Source organism: Agrobacterium sp. NPDC090273, assembly GCF_044772305.1.
Lineage (GTDB): Bacteria > Pseudomonadota > Alphaproteobacteria > Rhizobiales > Rhizobiaceae > Agrobacterium.
Map to the genome: position 1 here is coordinate 101,131 of NZ_JBIVYN010000012.1, position 14,757 is coordinate 115,887.

Annotated in this window: 12 protein-coding genes; 5 read left to right on the top strand and 7 right to left on the bottom strand. The window is 57.8% G+C overall.

Annotation, left to right across the window (positions count from 1 at the left end):
- Positions 1–3 precede the first annotated feature (3 nt).
- Positions 4–201, bottom strand: coding sequence for a hypothetical protein (locus ACIQT8_RS23995; RefSeq protein ID WP_138791453.1), 198 nt, complete (start codon positions 199–201; stop codon positions 4–6).
- 246 nt (positions 202–447) lie between these two features.
- Between ACIQT8_RS23995 and ACIQT8_RS24000 the strand changes: the two genes are divergently transcribed.
- From ACIQT8_RS24000 to ACIQT8_RS24015, 4 genes are all read left to right on the top strand, one after another.
- Positions 448–1,287, top strand: a complete 840-nt coding sequence (locus tag ACIQT8_RS24000) for a MetQ/NlpA family ABC transporter substrate-binding protein (protein ID WP_400970685.1) — start codon at positions 448–450, stop codon at positions 1,285–1,287.
- Between the two features lie 38 nt (positions 1,288–1,325).
- Complete coding sequence (locus ACIQT8_RS24005) at positions 1,326–2,375, top strand: biotin/lipoate A/B protein ligase family protein (RefSeq protein ID WP_400970688.1); 1,050 nt, start codon at positions 1,326–1,328, stop codon at positions 2,373–2,375.
- 26 nt (positions 2,376–2,401) lie between these two features.
- Positions 2,402–2,932: a hypothetical protein gene (locus tag ACIQT8_RS24010; RefSeq protein ID WP_400970691.1), complete on the top strand. Its 531-nt coding sequence runs from the start codon at positions 2,402–2,404 to the stop codon at positions 2,930–2,932.
- A 324-nt stretch (positions 2,933–3,256) separates the two neighbouring features.
- The gene (locus ACIQT8_RS24015) at positions 3,257–6,046 is read left to right on the top strand and encodes a bifunctional aconitate hydratase 2/2-methylisocitrate dehydratase (protein ID WP_138791457.1); all 2,790 of its coding nucleotides are present in this window, start codon (positions 3,257–3,259) and stop codon (positions 6,044–6,046) included.
- A gap of 102 nt (positions 6,047–6,148) precedes the next feature.
- Here the strand turns inward: ACIQT8_RS24015 and ACIQT8_RS24020 are convergent, their stop codons facing one another.
- From ACIQT8_RS24020 to ACIQT8_RS24040, 5 genes are all read right to left on the bottom strand, one after another.
- On the bottom strand, positions 6,149–7,690 hold the full coding sequence (locus ACIQT8_RS24020) for an AMP-binding protein (RefSeq protein ID WP_400970694.1): 1,542 nt from the start codon (positions 7,688–7,690) through the stop codon (positions 6,149–6,151).
- 14 nt (positions 7,691–7,704) lie between these two features.
- Positions 7,705–9,474 (bottom strand): ABC transporter permease subunit, encoded by a 1,770-nt coding sequence (locus ACIQT8_RS24025; RefSeq protein WP_400970697.1) that lies wholly within the window; start codon positions 9,472–9,474, stop codon positions 7,705–7,707.
- Complete coding sequence (locus tag ACIQT8_RS24030) at positions 9,471–10,550, bottom strand: ABC transporter ATP-binding protein (RefSeq protein WP_400970700.1); 1,080 nt, start codon at positions 10,548–10,550, stop codon at positions 9,471–9,473. Before ACIQT8_RS24030 ends, ACIQT8_RS24025 begins: the two co-directional genes overlap by 4 nt.
- An 11-nt stretch (positions 10,551–10,561) precedes the next feature.
- On the bottom strand, positions 10,562–11,638 hold the full coding sequence (locus ACIQT8_RS24035) for an ABC transporter substrate-binding protein (protein ID WP_400970703.1): 1,077 nt from the start codon (positions 11,636–11,638) through the stop codon (positions 10,562–10,564).
- A 61-nt stretch (positions 11,639–11,699) separates the two neighbouring features.
- Complete coding sequence (locus tag ACIQT8_RS24040) at positions 11,700–12,473, bottom strand: enoyl-CoA hydratase/isomerase family protein (RefSeq protein WP_400970706.1); 774 nt, start codon at positions 12,471–12,473, stop codon at positions 11,700–11,702.
- A 149-nt stretch (positions 12,474–12,622) separates the two neighbouring features.
- On the opposite strand from ACIQT8_RS24040, the gene ACIQT8_RS24045 reads away from it, so the two are divergent.
- Positions 12,623–13,447 carry an IclR family transcriptional regulator gene (locus ACIQT8_RS24045; protein ID WP_400970709.1) on the top strand — a complete coding sequence of 275 codons (825 nt, stop codon included), beginning with the start codon at positions 12,623–12,625 and terminating at the stop codon, positions 13,445–13,447.
- 72 nt (positions 13,448–13,519) lie between these two features.
- Here ACIQT8_RS24045 and speB read toward each other — a convergent pair whose 3' ends face one another.
- A complete protein-coding gene (gene speB, locus ACIQT8_RS24050; RefSeq protein ID WP_400970767.1) occupies positions 13,520–14,578 on the bottom strand; it encodes an agmatinase in 1,059 nt (352 codons plus the stop codon).
- Between the last annotated feature and the right edge of the window lie 179 nt (positions 14,579–14,757).

Genomic DNA, 14,757 nt, shown 5'->3' on the forward strand with positions numbered 1-14,757 from the left:
TTATCAAGCTGCGCGCTCGGTGCTGAAGTGGCCGCACCAGTCCTTCGACGAAACGACAGGCCACAGACCGCGGGAATCGGCCTGCGGCTGCGAGACCGGCGGGTTGAAACGACAGAGGCCGGCGTCCGCCGATACCTTGCCGCTGTTGGCCGTGTGATCTTCGTAAAATGCACAGGCGTTGCAGGAAGGATTGCTGGACATGGGAGCTCCTTTCAAAAGCTTAAGTTGAAATTATCGATCAAGTTATTAGAATTATTCTAAACTAGAAATGCAATTCGTTGCAAGGGGCTTTGATAAAAGTCGTCAAAAGGAAGCATTATGGTCTATCGGGAGCACATCGAAGACCAACGTATCAATTGCATTCTTGACTAAAAATATCATGTTATTGTAGGCCGAAGCCGATCTATATAGACGCTACGGCTCACGCCTCCATTGAAAGTCTCACCCATGCTCGTTCATCGCCGTCCACGAAATGTTTCAACGTCGACCACGGCCTCTCGCCGGACTGTTTTGGGGATCATCGCCACGACGCTGGCGTGTGTATGGGGTGTTCCCGGCGCGACCGCTCAAGAACCCAAAACGCTGCGCATCGCCCTGGCAACAAGTATTTCGAACCAGGCGGCCGAGATCGCGGCAACCGAAGCGGAAGCTGCCGGGCTGAAGGTCGAGCTTGTTGAATTCAACGACTGGAACACACCAAACAGAGCGGTCGCAGACCGCGAGGTCGATGCCAACCTGTTCCAGCACATACCGTTCCTGGAATTTTCCAACACGAACAGCGGACAAAATCTCGTTGCGATTGCACCGGCGTTCAGCACCCCATTCGGGCTGTACTCCAAAAAGTACAAAAGCCTGCAGGATCTGCCCGACAATGCACGCATCGTTTTTTCCGGCGATGCAGTCAATACGGCGCGGTCGTTGCGTTTGCTCGAGCGGGCTGGGCTGATCGAACTCAAGCCTGATGTGGGTCATCGGGCGACATTGGAAGATGTCACTGTCTGGCACAAACCACTTCAGATCGTGCAGCTCGATGGACCGCAGATTGCCCGTGCGCTGGATGAGGTCGACGCTGGAGCGACCTACCCGACATTTGCCAAGCTGGCTGGTCTCGACCCGGCGTCCGGGCTTATTTTTGAAAACGACCCGATTTATGCATTCCAGTTCGTAACAAGACCTGAACTGAAAGACGACAAAGAGTTGCGGAAGTTTATCGACATCTACCGGAACTCGGCGGCGGTTAAGGAAAAGCTACGGTCACTCTATGGCGATCTGGTCTCGTTTCCCTGATAAACCGCGACGCATAAGCCTCTGATTGGAACACACGCATGCATGGTGAATATAAGGTACAGGGCGGCAAGCTGGTTGTCGTCGATCTCGAAAATCTGGATGGCCGCCTGTCGGACGTGCAGGTATCTGGCGACTTCTTCCTGGAGCCGGCTGAAGCACTGGACGATATCCGCACATCGCTGGAAGGGCTGCCAGTCTCTTCCAGCGTCGAAGAGATCATCGCAGCGGTCAGAGCCGGTCTACGCCCCGGTGCCGAAATGATCGGCTTCAGCGCCGAGGCCGTGGCAATCGCCGTCCGCAGAGCGCTTGGCGTAACCGGGACATGGCGAGATTATGAGTGGCAAATTCTGGAGGGGCCCGCTTTGCAGCCGGCAATTCACCTCGCCCTCGACGAAGTGCTGGCTAAGGAAGTCGCGGCGGGTCGCCGCGCTCCTTGCCTGCGGTTCTGGGAATGGGAACGCCCTGCCATCATCATCGGCGGATTTCAGTCGTTGCGAAACGAAGTGGATCTGGAAGCCGCTGCCGAATTCGGCGTGGAGACCGTCCGCCGTGTCACCGGCGGCGGTGCGATGTTTGTCGAGCCCGGCACGACCGTGACCTATTCGCTTTATGCGCCAGCGGAACTTGTCCGTGACATGAGCTTTGCGGACTCCTACGCCTTCCTTGATGACTGGGTCCTGAAAGCGCTGAACTCGCTGGGGATCGATGCGTTCTACAAGCCGCTCAACGACATTTCGAGCACCAAAGGCAAGATCGGTGGCGCGGCACAGAAGCGCTTCACCGCCGGTTCCGTGCTGCACCACGTCACCATGGCTTACGACATGGACGCCGACAAGATGGTCAAGGTTCTGCGGATCGGCAGAGAGAAGCTGAGCGACAAGGGCACCACCAGCGCCAACAAGCGTGTCGATCCTCTGCGCAGCCAGGCCGGCCTGCCACGAGAAGAAATCATCGAGCGGATGAAGGAGACGTTCCGTTCGTTGAATGGCGGAGTTGCCGGCAGCATTTCACCCGAGGAATACGCCGCTGCCGAAAAATTGGCCGCCGAAAAATTCTCGACGGATGAGTGGCTTCGTCACGTTCCGTGACAGGCTAGCCAGTCGAGGACATCGCCATGGCGCAAGACACGGCTACTTATGCTCCCACGACGGAGGACTACCTCAACCGTCGGGCAGAGCAACTTGTGCTGGAGGGCTATCGGCTGCTAGCCGATCCGATCGACGATATGCGCGACCGGTCAGCACCGGCTGCGTTGCGCTTCTATCAAGACAAACTTGGCGCCTCTGCGGGAGCGGAGGCTGCAGCCGCACTCGAGCGGTTCATGACCTCGCTAAATACCTGCGCGTTCCGCCCCCTCGTCGCTTACCGCGCCGGATCACGCTTCATCAGTCCGGACGAAGTGCTCTTGCTTGGTATCGTTGCCGGCATCCAGCATTGGGATGAGCAAATATTCCGCGTTTGCCTGACGCAACTCTGCCCCGAAACCAGCCTGATAAAAGTGGCCGCTTCGGCGGAAACCTTTGCTGCCACACTTCGCAATCTCGGTGTGGTTCTGGCACCCCTGCCCTTGAGCCTGAGAGCACGCATCACACGCCAGTCGGAAACCGGCCTCCGCGCGTCCCGAGCGACCAAAACACTCCATTAAATCGGAAAATTCGCACTCGTATGCCTTGTGAGCCAGAGGCTGATGCGGCCGAAATCAGCCACCAACACACCATGATTTGTGAGATTTTGAAGGTCGAACGAGAAAAATCGACCGATTCAATCGTTCCAATGGTCCGGGCCGACCACCGGCTGTTTTCAACCGTTGAATGTTGAATGAAAAGCACTACTTTTTTACTGAAGTGCGACATCTTGTCAGTCGGCCTTGGGTGACGTATTCGAGACCCATAGGAACCCGAGCCGATGAACAAAACGGTTTGATGGCGCCGCATTTCGACGCCATATACATCATGAAGTTGGGATTGCGATGAACCTTTACCTGGACTACCTGGCTGAAATCAAAAGCAGAGAAACGCAAGGGCTTGCTCCCAAGCCGATTGATGACGGCGCGCTCACCAGCGAAATCATTACGCTGATCAAGGACGCCGGCAGCGAGCACCGGTCCGATGCTCTCAAGTTCTTCATTTACAACACCCTGCCCGGCACCACGAGTGCGGCTGGCGTCAAGGCAGCGTTCCTGAAAGAAATCATTCTCGGCGAGACGGTTGTTCCCGAAATCACGCCGACATTTGCGCTGGAACTTCTGTCGCACATGAAGGGTGGCCCTTCGGTCGAAGTCCTGCTCGACATCGCGCTCGGCAACGACGCTGCGATTGCCAAGCAGGCTGGTGACGTACTGAAGACCCAGGTCTTTCTGTATGACGCCGACATGTTCCGCCTGCGTGATGCCTTCAAGGCTGGCAATGCCATTGCGACGGACGTTCTGGAAAGCTACGCCAAGGCCGAGTTCTTCACCAAGCTTCCCGATGTCGAAGACGAGATCAAGGTCGTTACCTTCATCGCTGCAGAAGGCGATATCTCCACCGACCTTCTCTCCCCCGGCAACCAGGCGCATTCGCGTTCGGACCGCCAGCTCCACGGCCAGTGTATGATCACGCCGGAAGCGCAGGCGGAAATCGTCGCGCTGCAGAAGCAGCATCCGGACAAGCGCGTGATGATGATCGCCGAAAAAGGCACCATGGGCGTTGGTTCGTCGCGTATGTCGGGCGTCAACAACGTGGCGCTGTGGACCGGCAAGCAGGCCAGCCCCTACGTTCCTTTCGTCAACTTTGCCCCTGTCGTCGCAGGCACCAACGGCATTTCGCCGATCTTCGCGACCACCGTCGACGTGACGGGCGGTATCGGCATCAACCTGAAGAACTGGGTCAAGAAGACCGGTGAAGACGGCAAGCCGATCCTCAACAATGACGGCAACCCGATCCTTGAGCAGAAATTCTCGGTCGAGACCGGCACTGTCCTGAAGATCGACGCGAAGAACAAGAAGCTTCGCGACGAGACCGGCAATGAGCTGGTCGATGTTGCCGCTGCTTTCACGCCGCAGAAAATGGAATTCATGAAGGCCGGCAGCTCCTACGCCATCGTCTTCGGCAAGAAGCTCCAGACATTTGCCGCGCAAACTCTTGGCATCGAGGCGACGCCTGTCTTCGCTCCGAACAAGGAAATCGCGATCGAAGGCCAGGGCCTGACCGCAGTTGAAAAGATCTTCAACCGCAACGCCGTCGGCGTTACGCCGGGCAAGGTTCTGCACGCCGGTTCCGACGTTCGCGTCAAGGTCAACATCGTTGGCTCGCAGGACACGACCGGTCTGATGACCGCGCAGGAACTCGAGGCCATGGCGGCGACCGTCATTTCGCCACTCGTGGATGGTGCCTATCAGTCCGGTTGCCATACGGCATCGGTCTGGGACAAGAAGGCACAGGCCAACATTCCGAAGCTCATGTCCTTCATGAACAACTTCGGCGTGATCACCGCGCGCGACCCGAAGGGCGTCTATCATTCGATGACGGACGTGATCCACAAGGTGCTGAACGACATCACCGTGGATGACTGGGCAATCATCATCGGCGGCGACAGCCATACCCGCATGTCCAAGGGCGTCGCCTTCGGTGCGGACTCCGGCACCGTCGCACTGGCGCTCGCCACCGGCGAAGCAACCATGCCGATCCCGCAGTCGGTCAAGGTGACCTTCAAGGGCACGATGCAGCCGTACATGGACTTCCGCGATGTGGTTCACGCAACCCAGGCGCAGATGCTCAAGCAGCACGGCGACAACGTGTTCCAGGGCCGTATCATCGAAGTGCACATCGGCACGCTTCTCGCTGACCAGGCCTTTACCTTCACCGACTGGACGGCCGAAATGAAGGCCAAGGCTTCGATCTGCATCTCGCAGGACGAAACCCTGATCGAGTCGCTGGAAATCGCCAAGTCGCGCATCCAGATCATGATCGACAAGGGCATGGACAATGCCGGCAAGACCCTGCAGGGCCTGATCGACAAGGCTGACCAACGCATTGCCGAGATCCGTTCGGGTGAAAAGCCCGCACTGACGCCGGATGCCAATGCGAAATATTTCGCCGAAGTCGTTGTCGATCTCGACGTGATTGACGAGCCGATGATCGCCGACCCCGATGTCAACAACGTCGATGTGTCGCGTCGCTACACCCACGATACGATCCGCCCGGTGTCCTACTACGGTGGCACCAAGAAGGTGGACCTCGGCTTCGTTGGTTCGTGCATGGTGCACAAGGGCGACATGAAGATCGTCGCGCAGATGCTGAAGAACATCGAAAAGGCTGAAGGCAAGGTCGAGTTCAAGGCACCGCTCGTTGTCGCAGCGCCGACCTACAACATCATCGATGAGTTGAAGGCTGAAGGCGATTGGGAAATCCTGCAGAAGTACTCCGGCTTTGAGTTCGATGACCTGAAGCCGAAGACGTCCAACCGTACCGAATACGAGAACATCCTTTATCTCGAGCGTCCGGGCTGCAACCTCTGCATGGGCAACCAGGAAAAGGCTGAAAAGGGCGATACCGTTCTGGCAACCTCGACCCGTCTCTTCCAGGGACGTGTTGTGGAAGATACCGCCGAAAAGAAGGGTGAGTCGCTGCTGGCCTCGACCCCGGTCGTGGTGCTGTCGGCAATTCTCGGTCGCACCCCGAGCATCGAAGAATATCGCTCGGCTGTCGACGGCATCGATCTGACGAAGTTCGCACCGCCGAAGACCACACCGATCGATTCCCTGTCGGTTCACTACTAAGATTTCGATCTCAAAAAATAGTGCGGCCCGCGAAGACAATCTCTTCGCGGGCCGTTTTGTTTCAAAGCCAGATTTTAGAGGCGATAAAGCGGCGCTGAAGGGTCAGGACGCCATGGGTAGTGACAGGCGATCCCAGCACCTATCAATCCCTGACGGCAGCCTGTGCTTCATGATGCGTTGACTGGGCGTGCGTTCGAACTCATCGACAACGGCGATGTAACGCGGGTTCTGGTAGGTGGCCAGGCGTTCACCGAGCCAGACGGAAAGCTCTGACGGAACGATGACGCTGCCGGCCTTCGGTTTGACGAAGAGCTTGATGTCCTGTTCGCCGATTTCGGCTTTAACGCCGATCATCGCACAATCTTCTACCGAAGGGTGAGAGGAAACGACATGCTCCACCTCCCAGGCAGAAACGTTCTCTCCCTTGCAGCGCACGCTATCCGTCAGACGGCCGTGGAACCAGAGATTGCCATCCGCATCGAAGGAGCCTGAATCGCCGGTATGGAGGCTGCCGTTTTTCAGCGCCTTGTCGGTCGCTTCCTGATTGTGCAGATACCCTTTGAACAAGGCGCCATCGAGAGATGTACGAACGACGATTTCTCCCTTTTCTCCAACCGGAACCGGCTGGCCGTTCTCATCCAGAATGTCGACAGTAAACCACGGCATGGCCCGACCGACAGCACCGACAACGCCATTGTCATTGCAGGTTGTGATGCTCGATGCCTCGGTCATGCCGTAGCATTCGCGCATCTCGACACCAAAACGTTCGCTGAAAAGCGGCCACACATCCTTTGGGCAACCTCCACCCCAGGCGATCCGAACCGGATGTTTCCTGTCCGACACGGTCTCCGGCTGTTTGAGCAGGATCTGCGGGATACCGCCGAGATAATGTATGTGGGTCGCGCCATAGGTCCGCACCTGATCCCAGAAGCGGCTGGCCGAGAAACGATCGACCATGGCGAGCTGGATATCGTCAATGACTGGCAGCACGATGAGTTGTGCTCCGCCAATATGATAGAGCGGCTCCCAGACGAAGAACACATCGCCGGCCTTCGCCAGCGACAGTGTCCGCACCGCCTCGCCCGCCAGACGGATCATGCCGTGCGTGACCATCACCCCCTTGGGACGTCCGGTCGTACCTGAGGTATACATGATTGCAAAAAGATCGCTGGCTTGAGGTGTTGGTTCGTCAAAACGCACCTGTGCTGCCAGGATCGTCTCAAGCGCAGGGGATGGCTCTTCACCACCGGCTACAATGATGTTTGAGGTATCGATCGTCACCCCGCTCTCATTGACGGTATCCAGCAGGTCCGCGTCGCAAACGACAGTACCCGGCTCACAATGCTCCAGAATGTATTTCAGGCCCTCGCCACGAAGCTGGGCATTGACCGGCACCCAGACGACACCGGCTTTGGCAAGCCCGAAGAGGACCGCAAGTGAAAACCGGGAATTGCGCATCATGACAGCGACGCGATCGCCATGTTGCAATCCGCGTCGGCGCAATTCGGCAGCGAAGCTGTCCGACATGCTATCGAGCAGGCCAAAGGTGATCGGCGCGCCGTTGAACCGGGCAAACACCTGGTCAGGAACCCTGTCGGCCTTTGTCTTGAAGCTTCCAAGGAAGTCTTTGATCGTAACGGTCATGGAAAGAACTCTGTTTATGCTTGGGAAGAACGGCGGAGACGTTCCGCCGCCAGGAGAAGTGTCGTCACGACGATGAAGACGACAACGGAGACCGCAGCCAATGTCGGGTTGAGCTGAAGGATCATGTCATCCCACATCTGCTTGGGCAGGGTGGTCTTGACGCCGCCACTGACGAAGATCGCAACCGTCAGTTCATCAAACGATGTGATGAAGGCGAACAGGAACGCCGCCGTCAGGCCGCTCTTTATGAGTGGCACCGTGACGAAGCGTAATGCCTGGAACTTGTTCGCACCCAGTGTGGCCGCGGCCTGATCGAGGCGCCAGTCGTAACTTTTCAGCACGGCGGCAATCGCGACAAAAGCAAAAGGTAGCGCCAGCACGGTGTGGCCTATCACCAGACCGAGGTCTGTCGCGACCAACCCCATTTGCGCAAACAGATAAAAGAGGCCCACAGCGATAACGATGCGCGGTACGATCATCGGCGCGAGAAAGAAGGCAAAGATCAGACCGCGCCACCGCGAGTTGGAGCGGGCAAGCGCCAGCGCGGCAAAGCCGCCGATCGCGGTCGCGGCCACGGCCGTGGCAAAGGCCACGCCGAAAGAGCGCACCGTGGCAGAGACCCACAGATCCGATGAGAAATAGGCGCGGAACCAGTCGAGGCCGTATCCCGGCGGCGGGAACTCCAGAAACTGCGAGCTGGTAAAACCGATCGGCAGCACGACAAGCGTCGGCAACATCAGGAAAGCAAACATCAGCGCGCAATAGAAGCCCAGCATGCGAGAGGAGATGGCCTCTCCCAAAACCCTTGTGACGCTGGTGCTGAAGGTGCTGCAGGCCCGTGCCAGCACATCCAGAACCGCCAGGCCAAAACCGCGCAGCACACCCTTGTTTCCGGTCTTGTTATCCGAAGGTTCACCGGACAGGCTGGAGAGGCCGAAGACCCGATCATACAACCAGCATGTGACGAGTGCTGCAGCCAGCATCAGCGCGGCCAGGGCACCGGCAAAGGCCCAGTTCAGGATTTCCTGCACCTGCACGATGATGAGTTGCGCCAGCATGGTCTGCTGTCGACCACCCAGCAAAGCGGGCACGATGAAGAAGCCGAGCGAGGATATGAAGGTCAACAGGCCGGCTGCGGCGGCACCGGGCAACGATAACGGGAAATAGACGAGCCAGAAGCCTTTTGCCGGTGTCGCACCCAGTGTTCCCGACGCCTGTGTGAGCCGGCGATCGATCCCCGTCATCACCGGCAGCATGGTCAAAACGGCAAGCGGCGTCATCGCATGGACCATGCCGACCATCACGCCGAACTCATTGTGCAACAGCTCGAGCGGCTGGCTGAGAAGGCCGAGTTTCAGACCAATCTGGTTGACGACGCCGGTGCGTCCAAGAACGATCACCCAGGCGAAGCTTTTGACGAGATAGCTCGTCCAGAACGGCACCATGACAAGCAGGATCATCGTGCCGCGGCGATAATCTGGAAGACGTGCAAGCCAGTAAGCCAGCGGATAACCGAGAAGCAGCGCAAACAGCGTCGTCAGCGCAGCGATACGAAAGGTAATCAGCAGCACACGGAAATAAACGTCCGTGTCGAAAATGCGCGAATAATGCATCATCGTCACGGCACCGGTATCGGCATTTTCGAGACTGAGCCCCATCAGCCGCGCGACAGGCACCAGAAAGAAGATGACGAGGAAGGCAAGCCCCGGTGCGGCCAGCCAGAGCGGTCCGAACCGGAAGCGGTGGGACGGTGCGGACAGTGGTTGTGAAACGACAGCGGTCATGGCGTCACCAGTACGGCTGCTTCCGGCTTCCAGCTCAACGTGATGTTCTCGCCGAGTTTCGGCAGCGGTTTGCCCGGCAGAAGCCGCACGGTCACACGCTCCTCCGTCTCAGCGTCAACCAGCAGCCTTGTTTCCGATCCGGCATAAACGATCTCCGCCACCTGCCCCTTGATGGCATTTTCGCTTTCGCCACCAAGTTCCAGATGTTCGGGTCGCACGACCAGTGCCATTTCAACGTCGTTCGAGAGGTTTTTCCCGTCGATCAGCAGACGTCTGTTTCGTGTTGCGAGATGAACCGCACCATTGGCACCGCGCTCGATGCGGCCACGGAAGATATTGGAAATACCGATGAAATCTGCTGCAAAGGCCGTCTGCGGCCGGGCGTAGATTTCATGGGGCGGGCCGATCTGCTCGACGCGGGCATGATTCATCAGGCAGATGCGGTCTGACATGGCCAGCGCCTCTTCCTGGTCATGCGTGACGTAGATGATTGTCGCACCGGTCTTGCGGTGCAGATCCTTGATTTCGAACTGCATGTGCTCACGCAGTTTCTTGTCGAGAGCGCCGAGCGGTTCATCCATCAAAATGATGGCTGGCTTGTAAACAAAGCAGCGCGCCAGGGCGACGCGCTGTTGTTGGCCGCCGGAGAGTTCACGCGGAAAACGGCTGGCCAGATGATCGAGCTGAACCATCGAAAGCGCGTCAGCCACCTGCCTTGCCGTATCGGCGCGGCTGAGCCCCCGCATCTTCAGCGGAAAGCCGATATTTTCAGCCACCGTCAGATGCGGGAACAAAGCGTAATGCTGAAACACCAGGCCGATGTCGCGTTTGTGCACCGGCGTCTGGGTTTCATCCCGGCCATCGATGAAAAGCCGCCCCTGATTGGGGGTAACCAATCCGCTGATCATCTGCAGCAGGGTTGTCTTGCCGGAGCCGGAAGGCCCGAGAAGCGTCAGAAACTCACCCGGTTCGACCGCAAGATGCGTGGGTTTGAGCGCAACGGCGTTACCGTAGTTTTTTGCCAGTCCATCGACGAGAAGCTTTGGCTGGCTGGCTTGATCGGGCTTCGCAAGCATGGGCGTCCTCCTTACTCGAGAATCCAGGCGTTGAACCGCTCGGCCATGTCCGACCGGTTGGCGCTCCACCAGTCTTCGCGTGCGATGGTCATGAGTTTGAGGTTCGCGTCCGAGGTCGGCAGCGTTTCGGCACGTTGCGCGGGAATGCTTTCATAGGCCTTCAGGTTGGTCGGGCCATAGGCAAGGAACTCGGTGAAGAGAGCCTGCTGTTTAGGGTCGGCGCAGAACTTCACAAACTGTCGGGCAATCTCGGCACGTGGTGAACCCTTCGGAATTCCCCAGCCTTCTATCGAAAATAGGCCCTGGTTCCAGACAATCTTGACCGGTGCTCCACCATCGATCACGGCTTGAGCGCGCGCATTCCACAGCGCGATCATGTCCACCTCTCCACTCTGGATAAGCTGGCTCGACTGCGCGCCGCCAGTCCACCACACGTCGACATGCGGTTTGATCTTCTCAAGGCTGGCATAGGCACGCTCGACATCGAGCGGATAAAGCTTGTCGAGCGGCACGCCATCGGCGAGCAAGGCTTGCTCCAGGGTATCAATGGGGTTTTTGCGCAGGGCGCGACGGCCGGGAAATTTTTCGACGTTCCAGAAATCAGCCCAGGTCGTCGGTGCCTTTGCCGCGTCGAATTTGTCGGTGCGATAGGCCATGATCGTCGAATAGACGTCGATACCGAGCCAAACGGGCGTCAGGGCATCCGGCATCAGACCCGGCGCGTCCGCGTCTGTCAGATTGATCGGTTCGAGCAAATCGCGTTTTTCAAGAATGTCACGCGCCGAAAGCGTCAGCGTGCACACGTCCCAGCTATAGGACTTGGTCTCGACCATGGCTCGAAACTGTGCGGTTGGCTCGGCATCGCGGGCAACGTTGATGACCTTGATACCTGTTGCCTTTTCGAATGGATCATAAAACGCCTTGCGGTAACCCGGGCTGTAAGGACCGCCGGGGTCGGCAACGGTCAGTTGCTCGTTTGCCCATGCCGTCCTCGTCAGGATGGTGGGAGCGGCCAGCGCCACACCGAGGCCGCCTCCGATTTTCAGGAGTTTGCGGCGATCAATCATTACACGTCTATCGTTTGTCATTGTTTTTTCCCTCTGGTTTGTGATGTGTTGCGCCGCCTCCCGAGACGGCCTGACCGTCCTGTCAGCCAGCCTTTCGGGCAGCCACTTCGGAAAGGAACAGCTCCATCATCCGCGCCGGTTCACCGGACGCGTAAGCCTCCCGCTGGATGCGGACGCCTGCCTCGAGGCAATCGCGGAAACCCGCCTCTGTCATTTCCCTGAAGCGCTGTTTGTCGAGACGCATGGCGACGGGCGGTTTCGCAGCCAGTTCGCGGGCAAGTATCAGAGCTTCTTCCATGACACGGTCCTGCGGTACGATACGGTTGATGATGCCGATCGAATGGCACTCGTCCGATGCCATCAGGCGTCCGCTCAGCGTAAGGTCGATGGTGCGGGCGAGGCCAATGATCTCGCGCATGATCCAAGGACCCGTGGTGCTGGCGATACCGGAGTTGATTTCCGGCTGGCCCATGCGAACACCCGGATGACCAATACGGAAGTCACAAAGAAGAGCGACCTGGAAGGCCGAACCGGCAGCCACGCCGTTCAACGCTGCAATCAAAGGCTTGGACAACGACCGCATGGCCTCATAGAGGCGCTCCCACTCCCCCACCCATTCCTTGCCACGCTCGGCATCGAAGGTTTTCGTCTCGTTCAGGTCCTGGCCGGCGCTGAACGCCCGGTTGCCTGCGCCGGTGAGAATGATGGCGCGAATAGCCTCATCCTTCTCGAACGCCTCGAACGCCTCAACGAGTTGCTTTCGCATCGCGCTGTGCCAGGCATTCAGAATCTGCGGGCGGTTTAGAGTAATGACGCCGACCTCGCCGTGCCGTGCCGTCAGGATGAAGCGATCCATGGTTCTCTCCTCTTTTCGATTTCATAACTATTGCATTGCGATAACTAATATGTCATAGTGTGTTCACAGATATTTTTTATGTCAAGCTACATTTCCGCTGCGCGATAACTCTGCTATCGCTATGCGTGAAGAGACGTGGGCGGGGGCAAATGGCGCGCAAGGCAGGCAAATCGACGGAGAATGAGACCGACGCATCCAGCGAAGATCGCGATCCGTTGCTGGTACAGTCAGTCGAAAAGGCATTCAGGGTTCTCAGCGCTTTCGATGGCACGCGCCCAAACCTCAGCCTGTCTCAGATCGCCGATGAAGCCGGGCTCGACATGAGTGCGGCGCAGCGCTTTACACACACGCTGACAAAGCTCGGTTATCTCAGCAAGAATGCCGATACGAGGCGGTTCGAACTGACGGTGAAGTCACTGGATTTTGGCTATCACTACACCCGGGCCAGCAGCCTTGTGGAACGAGGCATGCCATACCTCCTGCATCTCAGCAAAGAGACCGAGGAAACGGTCAATCTTACCGTTCTCGACGATACGGATATCGTTTTCGTGTCGCGCTTCATGAGCAGGCACGTCCTGAACAACGACGTCATTACCGGGACGCGGCTGCCCGCCTATTGTACTGCGCCGGGCATTGCAATTCTCGCGTCGCTGCCAGGCGATGAAGCCAGCGCCATACTGGATCGATCCCCCCTGCACCCCTACACGCCACACACGACCTGGCAGCCGGATGCGTTGCGGGAAAAACTGCAGAAGTCAGCGATAAAGGGCTATGCGACAGCGTTTGAAGAGTATTTCTACGGAGATCTGTCGGTCGCCGCGCCCGTTCTGGATGCCAATGGCCGACCCTATGGCGCCATCAACATCGCGGTTTCGCGGAGCCGCTATACGCCGGAAGAAGCCGAGCAGCGCTTTTCCGCGCTGGTAACGGCTGCCGCCAGGTCTATTTCGATGGCTGGCGGCGCCCGAAGATAGAGCAGGCCTAAGCGAAAGAAGCCATGCACCACGCAATCGCAGCGCATGGCCAATCGATCTGCCGGTGCTCTCTTAGCGCTCGCCGTTCACGAATGGGCTAAAGACCATCAGGCTCAGGATTTCAAACAGAACCTGCGCCCCGGCATGGGCGGTGTTGGTTGTTGCGTCATATTGTGGCGCGACCTCCACGACATCGCCACCAACCAGATTGATCCCCTTGAGACCACGGACCAGTTCCAGCACCTCGCGGCTGGTCAAACCACCGATTTCCGGCGTGCCGGTACCGGGAGCAAATGCCGGGTCCAGGCTGTCGATATCAAAGGACAGGTAGGTCGGGCCATCGCCGATCACCGCTTTTGCCTTCTCGATAATGGCTGGAATGCCAAGCCCGGTAACCTCTTCGGCATGGATCACCGTCATGCCGGACTCGTAGGAAAACTCCCATAGATATTCCGCCGCACCACGAATACCGATCTGGATCACACGCGTTGGGTCGAGCACACCATCGAGTACGGCGTTGCGGAACGGTCCACCGTGATGGAACTTCGTTAGATCGTAAGCCCCACCGGTATCGCAATGCGCGTCGATGTGGATCATGCCGACAGGGCGATTTTTTCCCACGGCGCGAAGAATGGGGTGGGTGATCGAGTGGTCTCCTCCGACGGAAAGCGGTACGACACCGGCAGAAACGATCTGGTCGACGCGTTTTTCGATATCCTCATGGCTCAATTCCAGACGATAACGGCTTCGGAACGGCACATCGCCAATATCCGCAACGCGCAGTTCATGAACGGGAGCGCAACCAAGTACGTGATTATAGGGTCCGATGCGTTCGATGGAGCGCAGTGCGCGTGGCCCGAAGCGGGAGCCGGGCCGGTTGGTAACACCGAGATCCATCGGCACACCGAGCAGGGCCACCTGGAGATCGCCGAAATCAGGCGTTTCAGCATCGACGGATAGATGTGGGGCCGTCAGAAATGTCGGGATGCCGGAATAAGGTGCAAGGCGCGTACCGCCTTCATTGAAAATCTTGTCGGCAACCTTTCGAAACTCCGGGTCAAACAGATCTCCGCCATGACCCTGCCCGTACTTCGAACGCAGTTCTTCCAGTTTCTTGTCGTCAAACGCCATATCTGCCTCACAGAGTTGGAAAGGGGTGACGAAAACAAAGCACACCCGTCTACGGCCGACATCGGCACGCAGCTTTTTCATCCCCTTCATTCTTATTGACGACAACTATGGACGATTGGGATTGGAAATCAATTGACATTGTTATAGCGTTTTATGTGAGAAATTCTCACATGAATATG